Source organism: Rhodovulum euryhalinum (genome assembly GCF_004342445.1).
GTDB lineage: Bacteria > Pseudomonadota > Alphaproteobacteria > Rhodobacterales > Rhodobacteraceae > Rhodovulum > Rhodovulum euryhalinum.
Genome location: NZ_SLWW01000009.1, coordinates 114,780 through 141,212, shown reverse-complemented (window position 1 = coordinate 141,212; position 26,433 = coordinate 114,780). Strand labels below are relative to the sequence as shown.

The window sequence follows — 26,433 nt, the reverse complement described above, 5'->3', positions numbered from 1 at the left end:
CAGCAGGCGACATGCGGGGAAAGACGATGCAGGAACCGGCCATCACCGACGAGCTGATCGCGGCCCACGGGCTGAAGCCCGAGGAATACGCGGAAATCCTGCGGCTGTTGAACCGCGCACCCAGCTTCACCGAGTTGGGCATCTTCTCGGCGATGTGGAACGAGCATTGTTCCTACAAGTCGTCCAAGAAATGGCTGCGCACGCTGCCCACCGATGGCCCCCAGGTGATCTGCGGCCCGGGCGAGAACGCGGGCGTCGTCGATATCGGCGACGGGCAGGCCGTGGTCTTCAAGATGGAGAGCCACAACCACCCGAGTTATATCGAGCCCTACCAGGGGGCCGCGACCGGCGTGGGCGGCATCCTGCGCGACGTCTTCACAATGGGCGCGCGGCCCATCGCGGCGATGAACGCGCTGTCGTTCGGTGAGGTGGACCACCCCAAGACAAGGCAATTGGTGCATGGCGTGGTCGAGGGCATCGGCGGTTACGGCAACTGCTTCGGCGTGCCGACCGTGGGCGGCGAGGTCCGCTTTCACCCCGCCTATAACGGCAATTGCCTGGTCAACGCCTTCGCCGCGGGCCTCGCGGAGGCCGACAAGATCTTCTATTCGGCCGCCTCGGGCGTGGGCATGCCCGTCGTCTATCTCGGCGCCAAGACGGGCCGCGACGGCGTGGGCGGCGCGACGATGGCCTCGGCCGAATTCGACGAGGGCATCGAGGAGAAACGTCCCACCGTGCAGGTGGGCGACCCGTTCACCGAGAAACGCCTGATGGAGGCGTGTCTCGAACTGATGGCGTCGGGCGCGGTGATCTCGATCCAGGACATGGGCGCGGCGGGGCTGACCTGTTCGGCGGTCGAGATGGGCGACAAGGGCGGCCTTGGCATCCGGCTCGACCTCGACGCGGTGCCCCAGCGCGAAACCGCGATGACCGCCTACGAGATGATGCTGTCCGAAAGCCAGGAACGCATGCTGATGGTGCTCCGCCCCGAGAAGGAGGCAGAGGCCCGCGCCATCTTCGAGAAATGGGATCTCGACTTCGCCATCGTGGGCGAGACGATCCCCGAGGACCGCTTCCTGATCCTGCACAAGGGCGACTGCAAGGCCGACCTGCCGCTGTCGAAACTGGCGTCCTCGGCCCCCGAATACGACCGCCCCTGGGTGGAAACGCCCCCCGCCCCCGAAATGGCCGAGGTGCCCGGGATCGACCCAATCGACGCGCTCAAGGCGCTGATCGGCAGCCCGAACTACGCCGCGAAACACTGGGTCTACGAACAATACGACAGCCAGGTGATGGCCGACACGGTGCGACGCCCCGGCCTTGGCGCCGGGATCGTCCGCGTCCACGGCACGCCAAAGGCGCTGGCCTTCACCTCGGACGTGACGCCGCGCTATGTCCGCGCCAACCCGGTCGAGGGCGGCCGGCAGGCCGTGGCCGAGGCCTACCGCAACCTCTGCGCCGTGGGTGCGCGCCCGCAGGCGGCCACCGACAACCTGAACTTCGGCAACCCCGAAAAGCCCGAGATCATGGGCCAGTTCGTCGGCGCCATCCAGGGCATCGGCGAGGCCTGCCGGGCGCTCGACATGCCCATCGTGTCGGGCAACGTCTCGCTCTACAACGAAACCGACGGCAGCCCGATCCTGCCCACCCCCACCATCGGCGCCGTGGGTCTGCTGGACAGCCTCGACGACCTGATCGGCGGCGCCGCGGCCGAGGGCCACCTTGCGCTGCTGCTGGGCACGACGACGGGGCATCTGGGCCAGTCCGCCCTGCTGGCCGAGGTCTTCCACCGCGAGGACGGCGACGCGCCCCATGTCGACCTTGCCGCCGAGCGGGCGCATGGCGACTTTCTCCGCGCCAACCGCCGCCTGATCGCCGCCGCCACCGACCTTGCGGATGGCGGCCTCGCGCTTGCCGCCTTCGAGATGGCCGAGGCGGGCGGGGTCGGCCTCCATCTCGACGCCGCCGACACGCCCACGCTCTTTGGCGAGGATCAGGCCCGCTACCTGATCGCCGCGACCTTCGATGCGGCCGAGGCGCTGATGGTTGCCGCTGGCAAGGCCGGCGTGCCGCTGGTCACTGTCGGCCGGTTCGGCGGCCAGACGGTCAGCTTTGGCGGCCATGTCGCGCCAATGGCCGAGCTTTCGGCGCTCTTCCGCGGGGCCTTTGCCGAGGCCCTGGGCTGAGGCAACCGGCCCCAGCGGCCCCTTGCGGCCCTTTGCCGACGCGCTTAGGTTGACCAGAACGAACAGGACGGAGCCCGGCATGGCCATCGCGCCCGAAGAGATCGAAACCCTCATCCGCGCGAAGTTCCCCGACGCGCGGATCACCATCACCGACATCGCCGGCGACGGGAACCACTATGCCGCCGAGGTGATCGACGAAAGCTTTCGCGGCCTGAACCGCGTCCAGCAGCAGCGCGCCGTCTATGCCGCGCTGAAGGATCAGATGGAGGGCTCCAACGGGGCGCTCCATGCACTCGCCCTCACCACCAAAGCGCCGGAGTGACCAAAATGGCCGATGTGGAAACGCAGATCAGGGAAACCATCGAAGGCACCGATGTGGTGCTCTTCATGAAGGGCACCAAGGACATGCCGCAATGCGGCTTTTCCAGCCGCGTGGCGGGCGTGCTGAACTTCATGGGCGTCGAGTTCACCGATATCAACGTGCTCGCCAATGACGACATCCGCCAGGGGATCAAGGATTTCTCGGACTGGCCGACGATCCCGCAACTCTACGTCAAGGGCGAGTTCGTCGGCGGCTGCGACATCGTCACCGAGATGACGCTGTCGGGCGAGTTGGACAAGCTGTTCGAGGACAAGGGGGTGGCCTATTCCAAGGAGGCCGCCGACAAGATCCGCGCCGCCAACGCCTGAGGCGGCGGTGTTGCGCGCGCGGCTCTGGTACGGCCCGGCCGCTCATGGCGTGGGGCTTGACCGTGTCGCGCGCTACCTTCGGGGACCGCTTGGATGCCGGGCGGAAACGCGCGTCCGGCAGCGCCATGGCAAGAGCTTCGAACAGATCGTCCTGAGCGATCCCGTGCCCGTTGTGATCGAGATGGACCGCCGCCCCGAGGTGTCGGGCGAGGCCGCAGACCTCGTCTCGCGGCTGCCCGCAAAGGCACCGCCCGGGCTTGCCGACAAGCTTGCCGCCTGCACCGCCCGGCTTGATCTCTACGATGGTCCGGGCGGGGCGCGCCTTGCCCCGGCAACAGCGACCGCCCGCAGCGTGCTTGTCCCGCTTGCCTTCGCGATGGATGCGATCGTGGAAGAGGTGGATAGCGGGCGGCTTCTGTTCTTCCCGCTGCCCGAACCACCCCGGCAGCCCCTTTTGCTCGCAGTGCTTGACGCGGTGCTGGGGGGGCTGGGCCGTTTGCTGGCCTTGCTTGCACTTCGCCGCTGAACCTGCCGCGGGCACGGCAGGCCGTTTCGCGAGGCCGGGATGGTTCAGCGCGCGAGGCTGACCATCACCTTTTCCTCGACCGTATCGGCCAGCGACTCCGCGCGCGCGGCAAGTTCGGCCAGGGTCTCGGTCACGCTCTGCGGAATCACCGGCACCTCGATCCGCTCGGGCGCCGGTGCGGGCGCGGCCTCCAGTTCGGCAATCCGGGCGCGCGCCTCGGCCAGCTTGGCCTCAAGACCCCGCATCCGCTCCTCCATGCCCACGGTCTTGTCCGCCAGCATCAGCCCCGCCATCAGCAGCATCCGCGCTTCGGGCAGGTGACCGCCCTGGGCCACCAGCGTCGAGGCCTCGGCATCGAGCGCCCGCGCCGCGGACTCGAGAAACGCCTCTTCGCCCGTCTGGCAGGCCACCTCGAAACTGCGCTCGCCGATCCGGATCGAAACGTTAGGCATGGGCGGCCCCCCCTTCGGCCAGCGGCATCAGTTCGGCCACGATCGCGTCAAGCTCGGCCCGGTCGCCCTCGCGCAGCGCGTGCAGCGCCTCGATCTCGGCCGCCATCGCCGCGTCGATCGCCGCCGGATCGCCCAGCCCCTCGGCATTCGCCGCCCTCAGCGCCGCGCTGGTCTCGCGCAGCCGCGCGTTGACCGCGCGCAGCCGCTCGACCTCGGCCTCCAGCCGCTCGGCCCGCTCGGTCATCTCGTGTGCCCGCTGGTCAAGCCGGGCAACCTGTGTCTCCTGCCGCTCGCGGATCGCCTTGACGCGTTCGTTTAGCTGGGCATTTGCGGTGCGCTCGCTGTCCAGCGCCTCGCGCAGCGCGTCGATCTCGGCCGGATCGGGGCGGTCGGGATCGATCCGCTCAAGCCCTTCCAGCCCGATGCCGATCCGCTCCAGCGCCGCGGTGATCCGCCGCTCGAACTCGGTGATGTCGTTCATCTCTGCCTGTTCCCCGGCCGTTTGATCCCGGCGCCCGTCCGTCCCCGGCAGTCGAATCGGGGCAGCGGGACTTTCGTCAAGTCTAGCCCAAGCCGTGGGCGAATGCGCCCCCTTTCCGGTCAAGGGCTTACCGCCTATGCTTGAACCGCCGTCCCAAGGCATCCCCACGGGCGGCAAGCCGCCGATCGGAGCCTCACCATGGACCCTTACACCCGCGCCAAGCCGGACCGGCCGGCATCGTTCTCACCCCTTCCGGACCCGGCCGCATGACCAACCGCGTCGCGATTGCCCTTCTGGGCCTCATCCTCGCCGCGCTCGCGGCCGATCTCACCCTGAACGGGTCCGACGCAACCCTGTTCCTCGCCCGCAAGTTCCTGGATCTGACGGACTACATCGCCTTCTGGCGCTAGGGCCTTCTTCCTGGTCAGGGGACCCGAATCGGTTCCCCTGCAATGGTCTTGCACTGCAGGCGCCGTGCCGGATTGCGCCGATCTCAGGCGAACTTCGCCACCAGGCGGTCGCGCACTGCGGGCGTGACGAAACTCGACACGTCGCCGCCCAGCCGCGCGATCTCCTTGACCAGGCGCGACGCGATCGCCTGACGGCGGGCGTCGGCCATCAGGAACACCGTCTCGATCGACGAATCCAGCGCCCGGTTCATGCCGACCATCTGGAACTCGTACTCGAAATCGGCAACCGCCCGCAGCCCGCGCACGATCATCGTGGCGCCCACATCGCGGGCACAATCGATCAGCAGATTCTCGAACGGGTGCGCGACAATCTCGGTGCCGGTCTGGTCGCTCAGCGCCGCACATTCCGTCTCGATCATCGCCACGCGCTCTTCCAGCGTGAACAGGGGGCCCTTGTCGCGGTTGATCGCGACGCCGATCACCAGCCGGTCCACCAGCGCGCAGCCCCGCGTGATGATGTCGATATGGCCAAGCGTCAGCGGGTCGAACGTGCCGGGGTAAAGGCCGATGCGCATGGGGGGCCCCTCTGTCAGTTTGCCCCCGCACGCAACAATATCGCGGGCGGTTTTGCAAGTGCAGCATCGGACGCGGGCGCCGACTGCGGCACGCCCGCCTCAGAAGCCCATGATCATGCCTTCCAGCGCGTCCTTCTCCATCGACAGCTCGGAAAGGCGCGCCTTGACCACATCACCGATCGAGATCAGCGCCACCATCCGCCCCTTGTCCATCACCGGCATGTGGCGGAACCGCCCCTCGGTCATCCGGCCCAGAACCTGGTCTGCGGTCTCCTCAAGCGTGCAGGTCTGGATCTGGCGGGTCATGATGGTCGAGACCGGGTCCGACAGCACGGCCGGACCGCGCCGGCCCAGTTCGCGCACGATGTCACGTTCTGACAGGATTCCCGCCACCTCGGATCCATCCTGGCTGACCACCAGAGACCCGATCCGTCGCGCCGCAAGTTCGGCCGCCGCCTGCGACACCGAGGTGTCGGGCGTCACCGTCGCCACACCCGGAACCAGCTTGGTTTTCAGGATCTGATGGACTTGCATTGCGCTACCTCCCCAGGGCGCCACGACGCGGGGCGCTTTCCGCCAGCGTCGCCCCTGCTGCGACAACCTGTCAAGTAGTCTGTGCTTCGAGCCGGGCAACCTCTGCGCGCAGTCCTTCGGACATGAGCCCCGCGAAACGGGCAAGCCGTGCCAGTTTGCGGTCGTCGCCGTGGCGGATCAGGTAAAAGCCGCGCGTCAACGAGACCGCCTCGGGCAGCACCTTCACCAGCCCCGGCGCGGCCGGAATCGCGAAATCGTGGACGATCCCCAGCCCCGCCCCGGCCCTCAGCCAGTTCAGTTGCACCGCGACCGAGTTCGAGGCGAGCGCCACCCGCTCGACCCCGATCTCGGACAGGTAGTCGAGTTCCCTGTCGAAGATCATATCGGGGATATAGCCGACGACCCGGTGCCCCGCGAGATCGCCAAGGCCGCGGATCGCCTTGTGCCGCGCAATGTAGTCGCGATGGGCGACAAGGTGCAGGTGGTAGTCGGTCACCTTCTGCACGGTCAGCCGCCCGGTCTCGGGCGGGCTGACCGCGATCGCCATGTCGGCCTCGCGGCGGCTGAGGTTGAACACCCGCGGCAGCGCGACGATCTGCACCTCAAGCCCCGGATTCGCATCGCAGATCGCCGCAGTGACCTGCGGCAGCAGGAAGTTCGCCACCCCGTCCGGCGCGCCGATGCGCACCAGCCCGGTCAGCTGGCCGCCCTGCCCGCGCAGTTCCTCTGCCCCTTCGGTCAAGGCCTGTTCCGCCTGCACGGCGCGGTCCATCAACCGCTCGCCGGCCTCGGTCAGGCCATAGCCGCGCGGCGAGCGGGCGAAAAGCGCGGTTCCCAGCGTTTCTTCCAGCCGGGCGATCCGGCGGCCCAGCGTGGCGGGGTCAAGCCGCAGCACCTTGCCCGCGCCGGTCAGGCTCTCGGCCCGCGCCACCGCGAGGAAAAGCCGCATGTCGTCCCAGTTCATCGGCGCCGTCCTTGCAATTTCGCAAAACGCTTTTGGAAAACTGCCGCTTTTCCGGGGAATTCTGCAAGACTATCCTGCGCGGCGAACAACCCGGGAGGATGCCATGAAGGAACTGACCCATTTCGTGAACGGCCAGCACGTGAAGGGCACGTCGGGCCGGTTTGCCGATGTCTACAACCCCGCGCTGGGCGAGGTGCAGGCGCGCGTGCCGCTGGCCAGCAAGGCCGAGCTGGACGCCGCGGTGGCAGATGCCGCCAAGGCGCAAGTCGGCTGGGGCGCCACCAACCCGCAGCGCCGCGCCCGCGTGATGATGGAATTCGTCCGGCTTCTGAACCGCGACATGGACAAGCTGGCCGAGGCGCTGTCCTCGGAACATGGCAAGACCATCCCCGACGCCAAGGGCGACGTGCAGCGCGGCCTTGAGGTGATCGAGTTCTGCATCGGCGCGCCGCATCTGCTGAAGGGCGAATTCACCGACAGCGCGGGGCCCGGCATCGACATGTACTCGATGCGCCAGCCGCTGGGCGTGGTGGCGGGCATCACGCCGTTCAACTTCCCCGCGATGATCCCGATGTGGAAGATGGGCCCGGCGCTCGCGGCCGGCAACGCCTTCATCCTGAAGCCCAGCGAGCGGGACCCCTCGGTGCCGCTGATGCTGGCGGAACTGCTGAAGGAGGCGGGCCTGCCCGACGGCGTGCTGCAGGTCATCAACGGCGACAAGGAGGCGGTGGACGCCATCCTCGACAACCCGCACGTCCAGGCCATCGGCTTCGTCGGGTCCACCCCCATCGCCGAATACATCTATGGCCGCGGCTGTTCGAACGGCAAGCGCGTGCAGTGCTTTGGCGGGGCCAAGAACCACATGATCATCATGCCCGACGCCGACATGGACCAGGCGGCGGATGCGCTGGTGGGTGCGGGATATGGCGCGGCGGGCGAGCGCTGCATGGCGATCTCGGTCGCGGTGCCGGTGGGCGACAAGACCGCGGACGCGCTGATCGAGAAACTGGTACCCCGGATCGAGAAGCTGAAGATCGGCCCCTACACCGCGGGCAATGACGTGGATTACGGCCCGCTGGTGACCGCCGCCGCAAAGGAACGGGTGCTGGGCCTGATCGAGTCGGGGGTCCGGCAGGGTGCCGAGATGGTGGTCGATGGCCGCAACTTCACGCTGCAGGGCTATGAAAGCGGCTATTTCGTAGGACCGACGCTCTTCGACCGCGTGACCCGCGACATGGACATCTACAAGCAGGAAATCTTTGGCCCCGTCCTGTCCACCGTCCGCGCAACCTCCTACGAAGAGGCGCTGGCCTACGCGATGGACCACGAATACGGCAACGGCACCGCGATCTTCACCCGCGACGGCGACACCGCGCGCGACTTCGCGGCCCGGGTGAACGTCGGCATGATCGGGATCAACGTGCCGATCCCGGTGCCCCTGGCCTATCACACCTTTGGTGGCTGGAAGAAATCGGGCTTCGGCGACCTGAACCAGCACGGCCCGGACGCGTTCCGGTTCTACACGCGGACCAAGACCGTCACCTCGCGCTGGCCGAGCGGTCTGAAGGAAGGCGGCGAGTTCCACTTCAAGCAGATGGACTGAGCCCGCCAGAACGCATGAAGGCCCCGGCGATTGCGCCGGGGCCTTCATGCGGTCGGACGCCGTTACCAGGCCAGCGTCTTGACGTCCGGATCGAACAGCAGGCTCTCGACCACCGGCCACGTTCCCATCTCGACCCCGTCGATATAATCCTCCTGCGTCAGCCCCGCGGCCGACGAACAGGCCGAGCACATGATGACGCGCCCGCCATCGGCCATGAAATCGGCCAGCATGTCCTGGATCGACTTGTCCGCGCCTCGCATCAGCCCGTGCACATGGCTCGGACGCTTCTTGTCGGCCAGGTAGACCGCGCGCACGTTCAGCCAGATCGTCACCGGCGCATGCCCGTTCTTCAGCGCCTTTTCATGGGCGAACAGAATCGCCTTGGCCGCCGACCAGGTATCGTCGGTGGTCAGGTTGACGAACAGCCCCGGCTTGCTGTCCTGCGCCGTGGCCGAACCGGGAAAGACCGACACGGCCAGCAAGAAGATCAGCGCCGCGACCGACGGGGCAAAGAACCTTTTCATGGGGGTATCCTTTCGATGTTCGGCCAAAGCCTAGGTCGCCCGGATACGCACCCTCCTTGATCGAGGTCAAAATCCCCGCCGAGGATGCGCCTTCGCACATGCCCGGAAACGCGAGAGAGCGGCCCAAGGAGCCGCTCTTTCGGTGTCACGGGCGCGGGTCTCGGCCCTTGCGGCGCAGCGCGGCGAACCCGCCAAGCCCCGCGCCCCCCGGGAAAAGCCGAGGCGTCCAACGCAGGTTGCTTTCCGTCCCTTGCCCTTGGCACGATGGCGGCCCTCAAAACCCACCCCAAGGCCGACGGATCCGGTCCGTACAAGATGCGCCACCGGCGCGACGGGCCATGGCGCTCTTGCAAAACCGGCGCCGCCGGGCTCAGATCGAGGGGTCAGAAGCGGGGGCTGAGGCGACATGACGGACGAGCCGGACTTCACCATCGGCATCGAAGAGGAATACCTCCTCGTGAATACCGAAACCTGCGCCCTGGCCGAGGCCCCCAAGGCGCTGATGGAGGACTGCATCGCCGAGCTTGGCGACCAGGTCACGCCCGAATTCCTGCAATGCCAGATCGAGGTGGGCACCCGCGTCTGCAAGACCATCGCCGAGGCCCGCGAAGACCTTCGCCGCTTGCGCGCGACCGTGGCCGAGAAGGCCGCGATACACGGGCTGGCGCCGATTGCCGTGTCGTGCCACCCGGTCGCCGACTGGAAGGAACAGCACCACACCGACAAGGACCGCTACAACGACCTGGAACGCGCGCTGGCAGGCGTGGCGCGGCGGATGCTGATCTGCGGGATGCATGTCCATGTCGGCATCCCCGACCCCGACCAGCGCATCGACCTGATGGCGCAGTTATCCTACTTCCTGCCGCACCTCCTGGCGATGTCGACCTCCTCGCCGTTCTGGCAGGGGGTGGATACGGGGCTGGCCTCCTACCGGCTGACGGTGTTCGACAACCTGCCCCGCACCGGCCTGCCGCCGCGCTTCGAAAGCTGGTCGGACTACGAACGGTCCGTGGGCGCGCTGGTCCGGCTGGGCCTGATTGAGGATGCCACGAAGATCTGGTGGGACCTGCGGCCGTCGGCCCGCTTCCCGACGCTGGAGACCCGCATCTGCGACGTCTCGCCCCGGCTGGAACACGCGCTGTCCATCGCCGCGCTGACCCAGTGCATCACGCGGATGCTGTGGCGGCTGGCGGGGCTGAACCAGCGCTGGCGCGTCTACGAGCGGTTCCTGGTGGGCGAGAACCGCTGGCGCGCGCAGCGCTATGGCGTCAATGAAGGTCTGATCGACTTCGGCCGCAAGGCGCTGGTGCCTTTCCCCGACCTGCTGGACGAACTGATCACCTTCGTCGAGCCCGATGCCGCGCTGCTGGGCTGCCTGAACGAGGTCCATGCCGCCCGCGATGTGATCGCCAACGGCACCTCGGCCGACCGCCAGCGGCGCGTCCATGATACGGCGCTGGCCGAGGGCAAGACGCCCGAGGCAGCGGTGGTCGCCGTGATCCGGTCGTTGATCGAGGAATACAACGCCGATCTTTGACGCCCGCCCCTTGCAATCGGACAGGGCTCTCTGTCAAATGAACGCGCGTTCAATAATCCGGGGGTGACGCGATGGATTTCGCACTGAGCGAGGAACAGGTCGCGGTATTCGACATGGCCCGCGCCTTCGGCGCCGAAGAGATCGCGCCTTTCGCCCGCGCATGGGAGGAAGAGGGCACCATCCCGAAGGCGCTGTGGCCCAAGCTGGGCGAGCTTGGCTTCGGAGGGCTCTATGTCAGCGAGTCATCGGGCGGCGCCGGGCTCAGCAGGCTTGACGCGACACTGGTGTTCGAGGCGCTGTCGATGGCCTGCCCGTCCGTCGCGGCATTCCTGTCGATCCACAACATGTGCGCCAAGATGCTTGACGCCTTCGGCTCGGATGACCTCAAGGCCCGCATCCTTGCACCGGCGATCACGATGGAAACCGTGCTGTCCTACTGCCTGACCGAACCCGGCTCCGGCTCGGACGCCGCCGCGCTCAAGACCCGGGCCGAGCGGACGAATGACGGGTTCCGGCTGACCGGCACCAAGGCGTTCATCTCGGGCGGCGGCTATTCGGACGCCTATATCGTGATGGCCCGCACCGGCGAAGACGGGCCGCGCGGCATCACCGCCTTCGTGGTCGAGGACAAGGCGCCGGGGCTCTCCTTCGGCGGGCTCGAGGACAAGATGGGCTGGCGATCGCAACCCACGCGCCAGGTGCAGTTCGACGGCTGTGCGATACCAGCCGGAAACCTGCTGGGAGAAGAGGGCAAGGGATTCCGCTACGCGATGATGGGGCTGGACGGCGGGCGGCTGAACATCGCGGCCTGCAGCCTTGGCGCGGCGCAGGCGGCGCTGGATGCGACGCTGGCCTATATGGGCGAGCGCCGCGCGTTCGGGAAACCCATCGACCAGTTCCAGGCGCTGCAGTTCCGGCTGGCCGATGCCGAGATCGAGTTGCAGGCCGCCCGCACCTTCCTGCGCCAGGCGGCGTGGAAACTGGACCAGGGCGCGTCCGACGCCACGAAATTCTGCGCCATGGCCAAGAAGTTAGTGACCGAGGCCGGCAGCCGCGTGGCCGACCAGTGCCTGCAACTGCATGGCGGCTATGGCTATCTTGCCGATTACGGCATCGAGAAGATCGTGCGCGACCTGCGCGTGCACCAGATCCTCGAAGGCACCAACGAGATCATGCGCCTTATCGTCGCCCGCCAGATGCTGGAGGCACGCGGATGAGCGACATCGAGATCCGCATCGAAGGCCGCGCGGGCCGCATAACGCTGAACCGGCCCAAGGCGCTGAACGCGCTGACCTATCCGATGTGCCTTGAGATCGAGGCGGCGCTGGACCGGTGGCGGGCCGACAACGCCGTGGCGCTGGTGCTGATCGATGCCGCGGGCGACAAGGCGTTCTGCGCGGGCGGCGACATCGCGGTGATGTACGAGACCGGCACAAAAGGCGACTATGCCTATGGCCAGAAGTTCTGGCGCGACGAATACCGCATGAACGCCAAGATCGCCGAATACCCCAAGCCGGTGGTCAGCCTGATGCAGGGTTTTACCATGGGCGGCGGCGTGGGCGTCGGCTGTCACGGCAGCCACCGGGTGGTAGGCGAAACCAGCCAGGTGGCCATGCCGGAATGTGGCATCGGCCTCGTGCCGGACGTGGGGGGATCGCTGATCCTTGCCCGGGCCCCTGGGCGGTTAGGCGAATACCTTGGGACAACGGGCCGCCGCATGGGGCCGGGCGACGCGATCTATGCGGGCTTCGCCGACCATTTCGTGCCCGAGGCGGACTGGCCCGGCCTCGTCGCTGATCTGGTCGCGACCGGCGAGGTCGACGCCATCGAAAGCGCCGCGCAGACCCCGCAGCGGGGCGATTTGCCGCCGCTTCAGGGGCAGGTGGACAGGCTTTTCGCGGGCGAAACGCTGCGTGATGTCGTCAGCGCGCTGACCGCCGACCGGACCGACTTTGCCGCAGACACGCTGAACCGGCTGTCCCGCGGCAGTCCGCTTGCCATCGCCTGCACGATCGAGATGCAGCACCGGCTGGGGCCGGGTGCGACGATCCGCAGCGCGCTGGCTCTGGAATACCGCTTCACGCACCGCGCGCCGGAACATTCGGACTTTCTCGAAGGCATCCGCGCGGCGATCATCGACAAGGACAAGGCCCCGAACTGGCGCCATGCCGGACTGGCGTCGGTGCCGCTCGCGGACGTGGCCGCGATGCTGGCGCCGCTGGGGCCGGACGAACTGAACCTGGAGGAGGATGGACAATGAAGGTGGGCTTCATCGGACTGGGCAACATGGGCGCGCCGATGGCGGCGAACCTGGTGAAGGCGGGCCATCAGGTGACGGGCTTCGACCTTGCCGCCCCCTGCCCCGAGGGCGTGACCCCGGCGGCCAGCGCCGCCGAGGCCGCGGCGGGGCAGGAGGTGGTCATCACCATGCTGCCGAACGGCGCGATCCTGCGCGCCGTGGCCGCCGAGGTGCTGCCGGCGATGGCCAGGGGTGCGGTACTTCTGGACTGTTCCACCGTCGATGTCGAAAGCGCCCGCGCTGTCGCCGCCGAGGCCGAGGCAGCGGGCGTGCTGGCGGTCGATGCGCCGGTCTCGGGCGGCGTGGGGGGCGCCGCGGCCGGCACGCTGACCTTCATGGCGGGCGGCACCGAGGCCGCGTTCGAGAAGGTCCGCCCGCTCTTCGAGGTGATGGGCCAGAAGGCGGTGCATTGCGGCGCCTCGGGCGCCGGGCAGGCGGCCAAGATCTGCAACAACATGATCCTCGGCGTCACCATGATCGGCACCTGCGAGGCCTTCGCGCTGGCCGACAAGCTGGGGCTCGACCGGGGCAAGATGTTCGACGTGGTCTCGACCTCGTCGGGCTATTCCTGGACGATGAACGCCTATTGCCCGGCGCCGGGCGTGGGGCCGAAAAGCCCCGCCGACAACGACTACAAGCCCGGCTTCGCGGCCGAACTGATGCTCAAGGACCTGCGCCTTTCCCAGCAGGCGGCCGAGGCGGTGGACGCCGACACGCCGATGGGCGCGCGGGCGGCGGAACTCTACGCCGCCTTCGTGGAAGACGAGGACGGCCGCGGGCGCGATTTCTCGGCCATGCTGCCCAGGTTCGAAAGGCGCGGCCGGACATGAGCGGGATCGCGCGCGCCGAAGGCCTGGAGGGGCTCGAACAGGGGATCGTCGCCCGGCTCGAGGGGCTGCCGGTGATGCGCCTGCCCAAGGGCAAGGTGCTGTTCTGCCCCGGCGAGGCGGCGCGCGGCTTCACGATCCTGCTGAAGGGCCGGGTCGAGGTCTATCTGGTCGGCCCGACCGGGCGGGAAATCCTGCTCTACGCGATCGAGCCCGGGCAATCCTGCGTGCAGTCCACGCTCGGCCTGCTGGGCGGCGAGGATTATACCGGCGAGGCCATAACGGTGACCGATTGCGAGGCGATCCTGATCCCGCGCGAGATGTTCCTCGCGCTGATGGACCAGAGCCCGGTCTTTCGCCGCTTCGTCTTCGGCGCCTTCGCGATGCGGATGCAGGCGATCATGGCGCTTCTCGAACGGGTCGCCTTCCAGCGCGTCGAAAGCCGGCTTGCCGCCGATCTGCTGGCCCAGGCCCAGGGGGGGGCCGTCCACGCCACCCATCAGGAACTCGCCACCCGGATCGGCACCGCGCGCGAGGTGGTCTCGCGCCGGCTCGACGCTCTGGCCAAGGCGGGGCTGGTGCGGCTCGACCGGGGGCTCGTGACGATCGAGGACGCCGAGGGCCTTGCCCGGGTTGCGGCAACCGACGGGGCTGGGTGACACAGTCACAGACTGCGCGCCCACATTGTCGCATCGTGATGCCACAGCGCCCGGACAAACCGGGCGCGGGATTCGTTCCACATCATCGGAGAAGACCCATGCTCAAGAAGAACGTCGGCGGCATCGACCGCATCGCCCGTATCGTGCTCGGCATTGTCATGCTGGCCGCCTATTTCCTGCAATCCGATGCCAGTGCGCTGTGGCTGATCGGCATCGTACCGCTGGCCACCGGCCTGATGTCGACCTGCCCGCTCTACAACCTGATCGGTCTCAACACCTGCCCGACCAAGTGATCCGGGCCATCTGATCCGCCCCGGCGCGGGGCCGCTGGCCCCGCCTGCCCCCTGTCTCCCCAGGTTTGCGGTCGGAGTCGCCCCATGGCGCCGTGACGGAATCACGGCGCCATGTCATATTCCCGCTATCAAGGGCTGGGCCGGACATCGCGCCCGCCGCAAGACAAAGGGGAGAGAAGACCATGTTTGCCAAGAACGTCGGCACCGTGGACCGCATCGCGCGAGTGATCGTCGGTCTCGGCCTGATCGCCGGGTTTGTCCTGAACGACAGTGAATCGGCCTGGCGCTATCTTTACCTGATCGGGGTGATCCCCCTGGTCACCGGGCTGATGTCGAGCTGCCCGGCCTATTCGATCTTCGGGATCAGCACCTGCAAGGCGCGCTGACCGGTCCTTGGCCAGGGCTTACCGGCCGGGATCAATCCCCTGCCGATCTGCAAGACCCCGGCAAAAAACCATCCAGGCGCGGAAATCCTCGGTCACGGTGAACCCCATACCGTACCCGTCCCAGAGCGCGGCCTTGCGTTCGAACAGCGCCGCGATGTGATCGGACGGAGCGGCATGGCCTTCGGCCGCGGCGCTGGCGACCGCGCCGCGCAGGAAGGATTGCGCAACCGCCGGCACCCCCGCCCCCGGCCGCGCCGCGGCGTGCGCGGGCTGCGCGCGGACAGGAATCGTGACCAGGGCCGCGCAATCGACCAGGCTTTCACTGACCGCGCGCGGGCCGGCCCCGGCCGGCAGGGCGGCGGCGCAGGCACTCAGCGCGAGGATGAGGCGGTTTCGGCGCATGGGCAATGATCCGGATGGCAACGCGATCCCACAGGCTTGCATGGGAAAACGGCCCGAACGCGGCTATTCCGCGGCAAGCTTGCGGGGTTTCAGCATGTCCTTGAGATAGTGCCCCGTATGGCTTTGTCCGACCTTGGCCACCTCCTCGGGGGTGCCTTCGGCGACAATCGTCCCGCCACCGTCGCCACCCTCGGGGCCGATGTCGATGATCCAGTCGGCGGTCTTGATGACATCGAGATTGTGCTCGATCACCACGACCGTATTGCCCTGCTCGACCAGTTCGTGCAGCACCTCGAGCAGTTTCTTCACGTCCTCGAAATGGAGGCCCGTCGTGGGTTCGTCGAGAATGTAAAGCGTGCGCCCCGTCGCCCGCTTCGACAACTCCTTCGACAGCTTGACCCGCTGCGCCTCGCCCCCCGACAGCGTCGTGGCCTGCTGGCCCACCTTGATATAGCCCAGCCCCACGCGCACCAGCGCGTCCATCTTCTCGCGGATCGACGGCACCGCCTTGAAGAACTCCTGCGCATCCTCGACGGTCATGTCCAGCACGTCGGCGATGCTCTTGCCCTTGAAGCGCACCTCCAGCGTCTCGCGGTTGTAGCGCGCGCCATGGCAGGTCTCGCAAGTCACATAGACGTCGGGCAGGAAGTGCATCTCGATCTTGATGACACCGTCGCCCTGGCATGCCTCGCAGCGGCCGCCCTTGACGTTGAAGCTGAACCGCCCCGGCTTGTAGCCGCGCGCCTTGGCCTCGGGGAGGCCCGCGAACCAGTCGCGGATCGGGGTGAAGGCACCAGTATAGGTCGCGGGGTTTGACCGCGGCGTCCGCCCGATGGGGCGCTGGTCGATGTCGATCACCTTGTCGAGGTGTTCGAGCCCCTTGATCGTCTCGCAGGGCGCGGGCGTCTGGCGCGCGCCGTTCAGCCGCATGCTGGCGGTCTTGAACAGCGTCTCGATGGTCAGCGTGGACTTGCCCCCGCCCGAGACGCCAGTCACGCAGACGAACCTGCCCAGCGGAAAGTCGGCGGTCATCTCTTTCAGGTTGTTGCCGGTGGCCTTGACCACGGTGATCTTCTTGCCGTTGCCCGGCCGCCGCAGCGCGGGCACCGCGATCTCACGCGTTCCGGCAAGGTATTGTCCGGTGACCGAGGCCGCGTCCGCCATGATCTCGGCCGGCGTACCATGCGACACGACCTGTCCGCCATGCACCCCCGCCCCGGGGCCCAGGTCAAAGACGTAATCGGCCTCGCGGATCGCCTCTTCGTCATGCTCGACCACGATGACGGTATTGCCCTGGTCGCGCAGGTTCTTGAGCGTGGTCAGCAGCCGACCGTTGTCGCGCTGGTGCAGCCCGATGGACGGCTCGTCGAGGACGTAAAGCACGCCCGTCAGCCCGCTGCCGATCTGGCTGGCCAGCCGGATGCGCTGGCTTTCCCCGCCCGACAGCGTACCTGCATTGCGCGACAGCGTCAGGTATTCCAGCCCCACATTGTTCAGGAACCCCAGCCGCTCGCGGATTTCCTTGAGAATCGCGCGGGCGATCTCGTTCTTCTGCCTGGACAGGTGCTGCGGCGCCTCCTCGACCCAGGCCAGCGCCTCGCGGATCGACATCTGAACGACCTGCCCGACATGCAGCCCCCCGATCCTGACCGCCAGCGCCTCGGGCTTCAGCCGGTAGCCGCCGCAGCTATGGCAGGGGCGGTTGTTCTGATAGCGCTCGAACTCCTCGCGCACCCAGGCGCTGTCGGTCTCGCGGTAGCGCCGCTCCATGTTGGGGATCACCCCCTCGAAGGCCCGCGTCACCTGGTAGACCCGGCCGCCCTCGTCATAACGGAACGGGATCTCGTCCTCGCCCGAACCATGCAGGAACACCTGCTGCACATGCGCGGGCAGATCCTTCCAGGGCGTGTCCTTGTCAAATTCGTAATGGCGGGCAATCGCCTCGATGGTCTGGCGGAAATAGGGCGACTTGCCCTTGCGCCAGGGCGCGATGGCCCCGTTCCAGACGGTCAGCGCGGCATCTGGCACGACAAGGCGTTCGTCAAAGAACAGCTCCACCCCCAGCCCGTCGCAATCGGGGCAGGCGCCATAGGGCGCGTTGAAGGAAAACAGCCGCGGTTCGATCTCGGGAATGGTAAAGCCCGAGACCGGGCAGGCGAAGTTCTCGGAAAACGTGATCCGTTCGGGCTCGCCCTCGGTCGGAGCGGTTTCCAGCACCGCGATCCCGTCGGCCAGGTTCAGCGCGGTGCGGAACGAATCCGCCAGCCGCGTCTCGAGGCCCGGTTTCACCACGATCCGGTCCACCACCACGTCGATGTCGTGGCGGAACTTCTTGTCCAGCGTGGGGGCTTCGTCGAGGTCGTGGAACGCGCCGTTCACCTTGACCCGCTGGAAACCCTGCTTCCTGAGTTCCAGGAATTCCTTGCGATACTCGCCCTTTCGGTCGCGCACGATGGGGGCCAGCAGATAGGCCCGCGTCCCCTCCTCCATCGCCATGACCCGGTCGACCATGTCCTGCACCTGCTGCGCCTCGATCGGCAGGCCGGTGGCCGGCGAATAGGGCGTGCCCGCGCGGGCGAACAGCAGCCGCAGATAGTCGTAGATCTCGGTCACCGTGCCTACGGTCGAGCGCGGGTTCTTCGACGTCGTCTTCTGCTCGATGGAAATCGCCGGGCTCAGGCCCGAGATGTGGTCGACGTCGGGCTTTTCCATCATGTCGAGGAACTGCCGGGCATAGGCCGACAGCGACTCGACATAGCGGCGCTGGCCCTCGGCATAGATCGTGTCGAAGGCCAGCGACGACTTGCCCGACCCCGACAGCCCGGTGATCACCACCAGCGCATCGCGGGGGATGTCGACGTCGATATTCTTGAGATTGTGCTCGCGCGCGCCGCGCACCTCGATGCGTTTCTGCTCGGCCATCTGTGCCCCCGGGAGATACGCAAGGGAACATAGCCGAGCGCGCGGCGATTCCCAACCGGAAACGCGGAACATCCGGCGAACATCCGCGCGGTCCACCGCTGCGACCGCGAACGGCGTTCCCATTCGCGCGGGCACTGCCTATAGTCTGCGCGCAAACACGCCAGCAGGAGTTCGCCGCAATGTTCAATCCCTTCGCGTTGATCACCCGGATCTACCCGAACATCGACTCGATGCCTGCCCTCGACGCGGCAGCAGCGGCAGAGCGGGGAGAGATCGTGTTGATCGACGTGCGCAGCCACGACGAGATCGCCGCGACCGGCAAGGCCCGCGGCGCGCTGCATATCGAACTGCCCTACATCCGCCACAAGGCGAACCGGTCGAGCCCGCATTTCGACGCTGCCCTCGACCCGGCCAAGACCTTCGCGCTGTATTGCGACAATGGCACACGCTCGCTTCTGGCCGCGCGGATCATGAAGAAGCTGGGCTACGAGAACGTCTACAACATGGGCGCCTTCCGCGAGTGGCAGAACGGCAAGCTGCCGGTCGACCGCTAGACGCCGTCTCAGCAGATCCGCGGCAACTGCTCGCCCACCAGCATGTCGACGATCCGCATGCCGCCGAACGCCGTCCGCATCCGCACCTGGCCCGGATGGGCGGCGACCGCCCGGCCGATCGCCACCGCGCCGCGTCCTTCGGGGCGGGCGCGCATCGCGGCCAGCGCGGCGGTGGCCTCGGCCTCGGGCACGAAGGCCACCAGCGTCCCCTCGTTGGCAAGGTAGAGGGGATCGAGGCCCAGGATCTCGCACACGCCCCTGACCTCGTCGCGCAGCGGCAGGCTGTCCTCGTCGATCTCGATCCCGACGCCCGCCGCGGCGGCCATCTCGTTCAGCGCCGCGGCCAGTCCGCCGCGGGTCGCGTCGCGGGCGGCCCGCAGGCCGGGCGCGGCCGCGATCGCCGCCTCCATCAGATGGCCGAGGCTCTGGCAGTCGGACACAAGATCGGTCGACAGTGCCAGATCGCCCCGCGCGGCCAGGATCGTGGCGCCGTGGTCGCCCAGCACGCCATTGACGATGGCCACGTCGCCAGGGCGGATCGTGTCGGCGGCAAGGTGGCGGCCGGGCGGGATCACGCCGACGCCGGTCGTGGTCACGAACAGCCCGTCCGCCGCGCCGCGCCCCACCACCTTGGTGTCGCCGGTGACGATCCGCACGCCCGCCTTGTCGGCCTCGGTCGCCATCGTGGCAACGATCCGGCGCAACAGCGCTATCTCGCAGCCCTCTTCGAGGATGAAGGCCGCCGACAGCCACAAGGGCCGCGCGCCGCCCACCGCCAGATCGTTGACCGTGCCGCAGATCGCGAGCTTGCCGATATCGCCGCCGGGAAATTCCAGAGGCGTCACAACGAAGCTGTCGGTGGTCAGCGCCAGCCGCGCGCCGGGCTCGGCCAGCGCGGGGTGCGTCAGGCGGGCCTGGTCCTCCATCGTGTCAGGCCGGAAGGCGCTGGCAAACACCTCGTCGATCAGGTCGCGCATCGCGCGGCCGCCGCCGCCGTGGGACAGCGTCACCCTTGTGTCGCGCAGGCGGGGGGGCGGGGCGGCGTTCATTCCGCGGCCTCGGTCGCCCGCGCCCCGCCGTATTGCCAATAGGCCGAGCAGGCCCCTTCGGAACTGACCATCAGCGCGCCAAGCGGCATGTCGGGGGTGCAGCCCCGGCCGAATTGCGGGCAGGCGGTGGGCTTGATCCGGCCGGTCATCACCGCGCCGCAGGCGCAGCCCTCGGGCTCGGGGACGTGCCGCGGCCCGGCGGCATAGCCCACGCCGAACTTTTCCTCCGCGTCGAAGGCGGCATAGGCGCTGCGGATGCGCAGCCCCGAGGCGTCGATCTCGCCCAGCCCCCGCCACTCGAAGCTGGGCCGGCGTTCGTAGACATCGGCGATGGCGGCGAGGCTGACGGGGTTGCCATGTTCCGGCACCACGCGGGCGTACTGGTTTTCCACCTCCGCGCGGCCGTCGCGGATCTGGTCCAGCACCATCAGCACCGATTGCAGCAGGTCCAGCGGCTCGAACCCCGCCACGACGATGGGCTTGCCGTAGTCCCGGGCGATGAAATCGTAGGGATGCGTGCCGATGACCATCGACACGTGCCCCGGCCCGATGAACCCGTCCAGCACCATGTGCGGGTCGTCGAGCAGCGCCTTGATCGGCTCGGGCACGGTGATGTGGTTGCAGAACACGCTGAAATTGGCCAGCCCCTCGCGCGCCGCCTGCTGGATCGCCAGCGCGGTGGAGGGGGTGGTGGTCTCGAATCCGAGCCCGAAGAACACCACCTCGCGGCCGGGATTGCGGCGGGCCAGTTGCAGCGCGTCGAGCGGCGAATAGACCATGCGGATGTCGGCGCCCTCGGCCTTGGCCTGCAGCAGCGACTTGCGCGTGCCCGGCACCCGCATCGCGTCGCCGAAGGTGGTGAAGATCACCTCGGGCCGCTCGGCGATCTGCACACATTCGTCGACGCGGCTCATCGGCAGCACGCAGACCGGGCAGCCTGGGCCGTGGATGAACTCGACCCCCTCGTGCACCAGCTTGTCCAGCCCGAAGCGGAAGATCGCGTGGGTGTGGCCGCCGCAGATCTCCATGATGTGGACGGGCTTGGCCCGTGTCGCACCGAGGACGTCGGCCACCTGGGCGATGCGGGCCAGCACCGCACGCGCGGCTTTCGGGTCGCGGAACTCGGTCGCGTATTTCATGCCCGGCCCTCCAGTGCCCGCTGGCCCTCGGCCATGGCGTCCAGCGCCTCCTGCGCCTCGCCCAGGTCGCGCAGGGCGTCGAGCGTGCGCGCGGCCTCGTCTTCGTCGATCAGCGCCATCGCAAAGCCCACATGGATCAGTACCCATTCGCCCACCAGCGCGCCGATGGGCCGGTCCAGCACGCAGGCCACGTTGACCTCGCGCCGCACGCCCGAAACCTCGGCCATCGCCATCTGGCGGGCCTCGTCGGTGATGGCCACGATCCGCCCCGGTATCCCCAGACACATGCCCTAGTCCTCCTCGTCCGCGGGGCTGGCCGACGGGTCGGCGATCCCGTAGCGATCCAGTTTCGCGCGCAGTCCCACGCGGCTCAGCCCCAGTTCAGCGGCCGCCCGGCTCTTGTTCCAGCGCTGCCGCGTCAGCGTCTCGCGCAGGATCCGCATCTCCATCAACTCGACCCGGTCCTTCAGCGTGCCATCCGCCGTCAGCGCCGCCTCGGCCGAGCGGTCGGCACCCTCCTCGCCCGGGGGGGCCTGCAGGATGTGGCGGGAAATCAGGTCGGCGCCCAGCACGCTGTCGCCGGAAAAGACCAGCATGCGGGTGATCTCGTTTCTCAGTTCGCGCAGGTTGCCCGGCCAGTCGTAGTTCTCCAGGAACTCCAGCGCCGCCCCGTCGAGCCCATGCACCGGCTTGCCATGGGCGGCGGCCAGGTCGGCCAGCATCGCCTGCGCCAGGATCGCAACGTCGCCGCGGCGCGCGCGCAGCGGCGGCACCGCGATCTCGCCGGCGGCCAGCGCGAAGTAGAGGTCCGAGCGGAACGCGCCATCGGCCACCATCTGGCGCAGGTCGCGCCCCGCGCCGCAGATCAGCCGCAGGTTGGTGCGCACCGTTTCGTGCCCGCCGAGGGGGGTGAAGGTGCCGTCTGTCAGAACCCGCAGCAGCGCCAGTTGCAGTCCCGGCGGGGCGGTCTCGATCCCGGCGAGGTAGAGCGTCCCGCGGTCGGCCTTCTGCATCAGCCCGATCCGCGCCACCCCGCCCGCGGCAACGCCCCGCTTGGCCCCCATCAGCTCAAGCGTGGCCAGATCCTCGGGCATGCCGGCCAGGTTCAGTTCGTAGAACGGCTTGTCCGACCGGAGCGAGCCGTAATGCATCGCCCGCGCGATCTGCGCCTTGGCACTGCCCGGTTCGCCCACCAGAAGCACGGGCACGTCGAAGGTGGCAAAGCGGCGCGCGGTGTCGATGACGGCGTTCATCGGCGAGGTGGGCGCGCGCAGCACCGTTTCGAACCCCATGCCCTCGCGCAGGGCGCGGCGCCGCTTTTCCAGCCGGGATTCGGCGGTCGAGGTCAGCAGCCGCATCTCCAGCGAAAGCCGCTCGTTCTCGCGCGCCAGCCGGAACAGGCGAGCGGCGTTGCGCACCGCGACCAGCAATTGCTCGGGATGCCAGGGCTTGGTCAGGAACTGGTGGATGCCCGCGTCGTTGATCGCCTCGATCATCGCGCTGGTATCGGTATAGCCCGTGATCAGAAGCCGAACGGTCTCGGGCCAGCGCTCGCGCACCTCGGCCAGGAACGCGACCCCGGTCTGGCCCGGCATGCGCTGGTCGCACAGAACGGCCTGCACCCATTCTTCCTGCATCAGCCGCGCGGCCTCGGTGGCGTCCTGGGCGGTCAGAACCTCGAACTCGTCCTTCCAGCGCCATGCGCATCGCCGACAGCGAATGAGGCTCGTCGTCGACGAGCAGGATCGCGGGTCGGCCGGTGGCACCCGCCATCAGGCCGCCGCCCCGGCGGACTTCACGGCGAGCCCCGCCCGCAGCCAGTCGATCCACGCCTCCATCCCCTCGCCGGTCCGGGCCGACACCCGCAGGATCTCGATCTGCGGGTTCACCCGGCGCAGGTTCGCCTCGTAGGCATCCAGATCGGCGTCGCAATGGGGCGCAAGGTCGGTCTTGTTCAGGATCGCCAGCTTGGCGGCGGTGAACATGTCGGGGTATTTCAGCGGCTTGTCCTCGCCCTCGGTGACCGACAGGATCGCCACCTTGGCGTCCTCGCCCAGGTCGAAGGCGGCGGGGCAGACCAGGTTGCCGACGTTCTCGATGAACAGGATCGCACCCTTGGGCAGGTCCAGGTGATCCATCGCGTGGCCGACCATGTGCGCATCCAGATGGCAGCCCTTGCCGGTATTGACCTGAATCGCCGGCGCCCCGGTGGCGCGGATGCGGTCGGCGTCGTTCGATGTCTGCTGGTCGCCCTCGATCACGGCCAGCGGCTGGCCGCCCAGCATCCCGATGGTCTGGCACAAGAGCGTCGTCTTGCCCGAGCCGGGCGACGAGACGAGGTTCACCGCGAAGGCCCCCAGCACCTTCAGCACCCGGCGGTTGCCCGCGGCATGGGCGTCGTTCTTGGACAGGATGTCGGTCTCGATCTCGATCAGCCGGGACTGGCTGATCCCGGCCACGGCCACCCCCGCCGCGCCCTGGCCGAAATGCAGATCGCCATTGGGGCCGTGGTGGTGGTGATCGTGGCCGTGGTGGTGGTCGTGGGGAGCATGGTCATGGCTGTGGCCGTGCTGCCCGCCGCTCCCGCATCCGCAAACCGTGCACATCAGATCACCTCCATGTCCTTGATCCGCATCTCGTCGCCCGCAACCGGCATCAGTCGCCCGCTGCCGCAGCGTGGGCAGGGGGCCAGCCGTTCCGCGATCTCGACCTCGTCGCCGCAATCGTAGCAGAGCGCGCGGCCGGGCAGGTCGATCATCTCGAGCCGTGCGCCCTCGGCCGGGCTGCCCCGCATCACCACGTCGAAGGCGAATTCCAGCGCCCGTTTCTCGACGCCGGCAAAGCGCCCGATCTCAAGCCGCAATGTCCTGACGGCGGAAAACCCGTGGGCGCGGGCCTGGTCCTCGACGATCCCGCGGATCCCTTCGCACAGCGACATCTCATGCATGCTGCGCCTCGCGGATGACCACGGGAACGCAGGGGTCCAGGATGTCGACGACCAGTGGCGCCAGATGCGCCTTGGCGGGCGGCAGGCTGGCCAGCACCTGCGCCAGCGCGCCGCCCCCGGCCAGCAGGTGATCGGTGGGGGTGCGCCGGGCAAGGGCCGTCACGCGCCCCCCCGTCACCCGGGCCGACAGCGCATAGGTGCCGCGCGCGGCGGCGACATGGACCCAGTCGCCATGCCGCCGGGGGGCAAGATCGGCGCGGCCCGCGGCGACGGCCTCCAGGTCGATCAGCCGCGCCACCGCGCGCCAGAGCGGCCCGCGACCGAAACGCCGCGCGACCTCGGCCAGGAGCGGCGCCTTAGGATGGCGGGCAACGGGGCTGTTCTCCTGCGCGACCGGCGCGGCAAGCGTCGCGGGGGATGGCAGGGGCACATCGGCCACGGCTTCGCCGGGACCGAAGGCGGCGGCGATCGCCGCCAGAACCGGGGCGACGCCCTGGCCCGAGGCCAGCCAGCCGTCGAACCCCGCGGGATCGGGCAGGCCGCGCCGGCCGAAGACCGCCCCGGCCAGCGTGTCCGGGCCGGGCAGCGGTGCGGCGGGCAGGCCAAGCCGCCGGGGCCAGAGAACGCACAGCCGGATCAGGTGTTCGCGCCCGATCTCGGCGGCAAGCGCGGCGTGATCCGCCGCGCCGACCGGCAGGCCCAGCGCCAGCCGCGCGCCCATGCCCTGCGCCGCGCGGCAGAGGTTGAAAAGCCGCGGCAACAGCTCGGCGGCCTCGTCGGGCGTGCGGCCCAGCACCAGCGCCTCGACCGGCGCGGGCGCAGGCGCCGCGAACCCCGGCCCCGCGGGGCCCAGCGCGATATGAAGCGCTCCCGCGGTCATGGCTCCCGCCCGGGATCGCCGTCAGGGGCCAGCCCGGCCGAGATCACGGCGCGGCGCGAAGGCGCGGCGGGGGCCTCTGGCGGGGGCGCCAGTTCCGCCGCGCGCGCGGCACGGATATCCAGGGCCCGGTCGGTTTCGGCCCGGTTCTCGGGGCGGAAGAGTTCCGTCATCACCGCGCGGGCGACCTCGACGGCCTGCATCTGGCTGGCGAAATCCGACATCGGCGAGAACAGCGAACACGCCTTGTAGCCGCCAACCATCGGCCGGACATTGTGCAGCACCTCGTAGTCGCCCGACGGGAAGGCGACGACCTCCTTGGCGCCGGGGACAAGGTCCGACCAGTCCTCGCCCTCGGCGGGCAGCAGCACGAGGTTCATGCACCAGGGCGTGACCAGCACGCCCAGCGGCCGCCCCTCATGCGCGATGAAGCCGACCGCCTCGACGTGCAGCGCCTTGTTGCAAAGCGGCACATCGCGCATCTTGCCGTTCCAGATCTCGCGGAAATCGGCGACCAGCGGCGCGGTTCGGGCCGCAAGATCCGGCGCCGAGGGGTCTGTCCGGACCATGAACTGGTCGCGCGGCGCGGCGCAGGTGGGGCAGGTCCAGTCATCGGGCAGCGCCGCGAAGGGCGTGCCGGGCAGCACCTGGCGGAACGCATCGCCGTCTGCCGGGTCATAAACCGTCCAGCAGATCTTGCATTCCATGATCGCGGCCGGGCCGATCCGGTCGGCCGCGCCGCCATAGCTGCCCTCGAAGCGCAGGCTCATCGGATCGCCTCCAGCACCTCGCGCAGGCGGGCGGCGCTGTCGGCCAGATCCTCTGGCGCGGCGAGGACGACCTCGGGCATGGCCGTCACCTCGTAGGTGTCGAGGATCAGCGTGTCCATCGAGTTGAAGAACCGCACCCGCCAGACATGGGGCGTGGCCGTCGCCTCGATCCGGCAATTGCCGTAGCCGCGCGACAGGATCGTGACCGACCCCTCGCCCAGCGCCTCGTCCAGCATGGCAAGATCGGCCTCGGTATGGGGCAAAAGCGTCAGGTTGACGACATGGGGTACCGCGCCCGGCCGGTACGCGGCGGACCTGTCGAGCAGTTCCACCAGCAGCGCGGGGGCGTTGAAGACGCCCGGCTCCTGCGGCGTGTCCAGACCCAGCCCCGGCCGCACCGGGTCGAAGGCGGCGAAGGCGCGGGACGGGACCGGGCCGATCTCGACCCGGTCGATGCCCGTGCCCAGAACCTGCCAGACCCCGGCAAAGACGCTTTCCTGCACCGCGACGGACGGCACGCCCCGGATCCGCATCGACACCTCGCCCTGTCCCAGAGTCTCGGCCAGCAGACGGCGCGCGTCAGGCGCCATGCCCGACAGGACGACGGCATCGCCCTGCCCGGTCGCGGCCATGTCGCAGGCCGCCGCGATCCGCTCCAGCATATCGAGCGCCGGGGACGCCGCCGCGGCATCGTCGATCTCGGGGGTATGCGGCTGATAGGTGCGCATCCCCGAGGGCATCGGCAGCCAGCCGGGCGCATCGCCCTCGGCAGAGGGTTGCGAGCCGGGACCGAATCCCGCGGGCGGCAGGTGGAAATTGCTGGCCAT

30 protein-coding genes and 1 pseudogene are annotated in these 26,433 nt (G+C 68.6%); 14 read left to right on the top strand and 17 right to left on the bottom strand.

Features of this window, described 5'->3' with window-relative positions; genetic code table 11:
• Positions 1 to 26: 26 nt before the first annotated feature.
• The 4 genes from purL (at position 27) to EV655_RS12415 (ending at position 3,402) form a co-directional block, all read left to right on the top strand.
• Complete coding sequence (purL, locus tag EV655_RS12430; RefSeq protein WP_132545317.1) at positions 27 to 2,186, top strand: phosphoribosylformylglycinamidine synthase subunit PurL; 2,160 nt, start codon at positions 27 to 29, stop codon at positions 2,184 to 2,186.
• A 79-nt stretch (positions 2,187 to 2,265) separates the two neighbouring features.
• Entirely contained in the window at positions 2,266 to 2,508 is a 243-nt protein-coding gene (locus tag EV655_RS12425; RefSeq protein ID WP_132545315.1) for a BolA/IbaG family iron-sulfur metabolism protein, read from the top strand.
• 5 nt (positions 2,509 to 2,513) lie between these two features.
• Positions 2,514 to 2,876, top strand: coding sequence for a Grx4 family monothiol glutaredoxin (gene grxD, locus EV655_RS12420; RefSeq protein ID WP_132545313.1), 363 nt, complete (start codon positions 2,514 to 2,516; stop codon positions 2,874 to 2,876).
• Between the two features lie 10 nt (positions 2,877 to 2,886).
• Entirely contained in the window at positions 2,887 to 3,402 is a 516-nt protein-coding gene (locus EV655_RS12415) for a hypothetical protein (protein ID WP_132545311.1), read from the top strand.
• Positions 3,403 to 3,446: 44 nt separating this feature from the next.
• Here the strand turns inward: EV655_RS12415 and EV655_RS12410 are convergent, their stop codons facing one another.
• Entirely contained in the window at positions 3,447 to 3,854 is a 408-nt protein-coding gene (locus EV655_RS12410; RefSeq protein ID WP_132545309.1) for a cell division protein ZapA, read from the bottom strand.
• Positions 3,847 to 4,335 carry a hypothetical protein gene (locus EV655_RS12405; RefSeq protein ID WP_132545307.1) on the bottom strand — a complete coding sequence of 163 codons (489 nt, stop codon included), beginning with the start codon at positions 4,333 to 4,335 and terminating at the stop codon, positions 3,847 to 3,849. The genes EV655_RS12410 and EV655_RS12405 overlap by 8 nt, the downstream gene beginning before the upstream one ends.
• A gap of 266 nt (positions 4,336 to 4,601) precedes the next feature.
• Between EV655_RS12405 and EV655_RS18680 the strand changes: the two genes are divergently transcribed.
• Entirely contained in the window at positions 4,602 to 4,745 is a 144-nt protein-coding gene (locus EV655_RS18680; RefSeq protein WP_165905337.1) for a hypothetical protein, read from the top strand.
• An 83-nt stretch (positions 4,746 to 4,828) separates the two neighbouring features.
• Here EV655_RS18680 and coaD read toward each other — a convergent pair whose 3' ends face one another.
• The 3 genes from coaD to EV655_RS12390 form a co-directional block, all read right to left on the bottom strand.
• Complete coding sequence (gene coaD / locus EV655_RS12400) at positions 4,829 to 5,320, bottom strand: pantetheine-phosphate adenylyltransferase (protein WP_132545306.1); 492 nt, start codon at positions 5,318 to 5,320, stop codon at positions 4,829 to 4,831.
• A 99-nt stretch (positions 5,321 to 5,419) separates the two neighbouring features.
• The gene (locus tag EV655_RS12395; RefSeq protein WP_132545304.1) at positions 5,420 to 5,854 is read right to left on the bottom strand and encodes a CBS domain-containing protein; all 435 of its coding nucleotides are present in this window, start codon (positions 5,852 to 5,854) and stop codon (positions 5,420 to 5,422) included.
• Positions 5,855 to 5,924: 70 nt separating this feature from the next.
• Positions 5,925 to 6,818, bottom strand: a complete 894-nt coding sequence (locus EV655_RS12390; RefSeq protein WP_132545302.1) for a LysR family transcriptional regulator — start codon at positions 6,816 to 6,818, stop codon at positions 5,925 to 5,927.
• A gap of 103 nt (positions 6,819 to 6,921) precedes the next feature.
• On the opposite strand from EV655_RS12390, the gene EV655_RS12385 reads away from it, so the two are divergent.
• Positions 6,922 to 8,421 (top strand): CoA-acylating methylmalonate-semialdehyde dehydrogenase, encoded by a 1,500-nt coding sequence (locus EV655_RS12385; RefSeq protein ID WP_132545300.1) that lies wholly within the window; start codon positions 6,922 to 6,924, stop codon positions 8,419 to 8,421.
• 62 nt (positions 8,422 to 8,483) lie between these two features.
• Here EV655_RS12385 and EV655_RS12380 read toward each other — a convergent pair whose 3' ends face one another.
• Positions 8,484 to 8,945 carry a DsrE family protein gene (locus EV655_RS12380; protein ID WP_132545299.1) on the bottom strand — a complete coding sequence of 154 codons (462 nt, stop codon included), beginning with the start codon at positions 8,943 to 8,945 and terminating at the stop codon, positions 8,484 to 8,486.
• 406 nt (positions 8,946 to 9,351) lie between these two features.
• Here EV655_RS12380 and EV655_RS12375 point away from each other — a divergent pair, with 406 nt between their 5' ends.
• The 7 genes from EV655_RS12375 to EV655_RS12345 all read left to right on the top strand — a co-directional run bounded on the left by EV655_RS12375 (position 9,352) and on the right by EV655_RS12345 (position 14,946).
• Entirely contained in the window at positions 9,352 to 10,482 is a 1,131-nt protein-coding gene (locus tag EV655_RS12375) for a carboxylate-amine ligase (RefSeq protein ID WP_132545297.1), read from the top strand.
• 71 nt (positions 10,483 to 10,553) lie between these two features.
• Positions 10,554 to 11,699, top strand: coding sequence for an acyl-CoA dehydrogenase family protein (locus EV655_RS12370; RefSeq protein ID WP_132545295.1), 1,146 nt, complete (start codon positions 10,554 to 10,556; stop codon positions 11,697 to 11,699).
• On the top strand, positions 11,696 to 12,742 hold the full coding sequence (locus tag EV655_RS12365; protein ID WP_132545293.1) for an enoyl-CoA hydratase/isomerase family protein: 1,047 nt from the start codon (positions 11,696 to 11,698) through the stop codon (positions 12,740 to 12,742). Before EV655_RS12370 ends, EV655_RS12365 begins: the two co-directional genes overlap by 4 nt.
• Positions 12,739 to 13,611, top strand: coding sequence for a 3-hydroxyisobutyrate dehydrogenase (gene mmsB, locus EV655_RS12360; protein WP_132545291.1), 873 nt, complete (start codon positions 12,739 to 12,741; stop codon positions 13,609 to 13,611). The genes EV655_RS12365 and mmsB overlap by 4 nt, the downstream gene beginning before the upstream one ends.
• Positions 13,608 to 14,267 (top strand): Crp/Fnr family transcriptional regulator, encoded by a 660-nt coding sequence (locus EV655_RS12355; RefSeq protein ID WP_132545289.1) that lies wholly within the window; start codon positions 13,608 to 13,610, stop codon positions 14,265 to 14,267. Before mmsB ends, EV655_RS12355 begins: the two co-directional genes overlap by 4 nt.
• 98 nt (positions 14,268 to 14,365) lie before the next feature.
• Positions 14,366 to 14,560, top strand: a complete 195-nt coding sequence (locus EV655_RS12350) for a YgaP family membrane protein (protein ID WP_132545287.1) — start codon at positions 14,366 to 14,368, stop codon at positions 14,558 to 14,560.
• A gap of 182 nt (positions 14,561 to 14,742) precedes the next feature.
• Complete coding sequence (locus EV655_RS12345) at positions 14,743 to 14,946, top strand: YgaP family membrane protein (protein ID WP_132545285.1); 204 nt, start codon at positions 14,743 to 14,745, stop codon at positions 14,944 to 14,946.
• Positions 14,947 to 14,964: 18 nt separating this feature from the next.
• Here the strand turns inward: EV655_RS12345 and EV655_RS12340 are convergent, their stop codons facing one another.
• The gene (locus EV655_RS12340) at positions 14,965 to 15,348 is read right to left on the bottom strand and encodes a hypothetical protein (RefSeq protein WP_132545283.1); all 384 of its coding nucleotides are present in this window, start codon (positions 15,346 to 15,348) and stop codon (positions 14,965 to 14,967) included.
• 63 nt (positions 15,349 to 15,411) lie between these two features.
• Positions 15,412 to 18,270: an excinuclease ABC subunit UvrA gene (gene uvrA / locus EV655_RS12335; protein ID WP_132545281.1), complete on the bottom strand. Its 2,859-nt coding sequence runs from the start codon at positions 18,268 to 18,270 to the stop codon at positions 15,412 to 15,414.
• Positions 18,271 to 18,449: 179 nt separating this feature from the next.
• On the opposite strand from uvrA, the gene EV655_RS12330 reads away from it, so the two are divergent.
• Positions 18,450 to 18,824: a rhodanese-like domain-containing protein gene (locus EV655_RS12330; protein ID WP_132545279.1), complete on the top strand. Its 375-nt coding sequence runs from the start codon at positions 18,450 to 18,452 to the stop codon at positions 18,822 to 18,824.
• Positions 18,825 to 18,832: 8 nt separating this feature from the next.
• Here the strand turns inward: EV655_RS12330 and hypE are convergent, their stop codons facing one another.
• The 9 genes and pseudogenes from hypE to EV655_RS12285 all read right to left on the bottom strand — a co-directional run bounded on the left by hypE (position 18,833) and on the right by EV655_RS12285 (position 26,433).
• Positions 18,833 to 19,873: a hydrogenase expression/formation protein HypE gene (hypE, locus tag EV655_RS12325; protein WP_132545277.1), complete on the bottom strand. Its 1,041-nt coding sequence runs from the start codon at positions 19,871 to 19,873 to the stop codon at positions 18,833 to 18,835.
• Entirely contained in the window at positions 19,870 to 21,012 is a 1,143-nt protein-coding gene (gene hypD, locus EV655_RS12320; RefSeq protein ID WP_132545275.1) for a hydrogenase formation protein HypD, read from the bottom strand. Before hypD ends, hypE begins: the two co-directional genes overlap by 4 nt.
• Entirely contained in the window at positions 21,009 to 21,299 is a 291-nt protein-coding gene (gene hypC, locus EV655_RS12315) for a HypC/HybG/HupF family hydrogenase formation chaperone (protein WP_132545274.1), read from the bottom strand. Before hypC ends, hypD begins: the two co-directional genes overlap by 4 nt.
• A 3-nt stretch (positions 21,300 to 21,302) precedes the next feature.
• Positions 21,303 to 22,785 (bottom strand): annotated as a pseudogene (locus tag EV655_RS12310) (sigma-54-dependent transcriptional regulator).
• Complete coding sequence (gene hypB, locus EV655_RS12305) at positions 22,785 to 23,618, bottom strand: hydrogenase nickel incorporation protein HypB (RefSeq protein ID WP_132545272.1); 834 nt, start codon at positions 23,616 to 23,618, stop codon at positions 22,785 to 22,787. The pseudogene EV655_RS12310 and the gene hypB overlap by 1 nt, the downstream one beginning before the upstream one ends.
• Positions 23,618 to 23,959, bottom strand: coding sequence for a hydrogenase maturation nickel metallochaperone HypA (gene hypA, locus EV655_RS12300; protein ID WP_132545270.1), 342 nt, complete (start codon positions 23,957 to 23,959; stop codon positions 23,618 to 23,620). Before hypA ends, hypB begins: the two co-directional genes overlap by 1 nt.
• A complete protein-coding gene (locus EV655_RS12295; protein ID WP_132545269.1) occupies positions 23,952 to 24,839 on the bottom strand; it encodes a HupK protein in 888 nt (295 codons plus the stop codon). Before EV655_RS12295 ends, hypA begins: the two co-directional genes overlap by 8 nt.
• Complete coding sequence (locus EV655_RS12290; protein ID WP_132545267.1) at positions 24,836 to 25,606, bottom strand: [NiFe]-hydrogenase assembly chaperone HybE; 771 nt, start codon at positions 25,604 to 25,606, stop codon at positions 24,836 to 24,838. Before EV655_RS12290 ends, EV655_RS12295 begins: the two co-directional genes overlap by 4 nt.
• Positions 25,603 to 26,433: a hydrogenase expression/formation protein gene (locus tag EV655_RS12285; RefSeq protein WP_132545265.1), complete on the bottom strand. Its 831-nt coding sequence runs from the start codon at positions 26,431 to 26,433 to the stop codon at positions 25,603 to 25,605. The genes EV655_RS12290 and EV655_RS12285 overlap by 4 nt, the downstream gene beginning before the upstream one ends.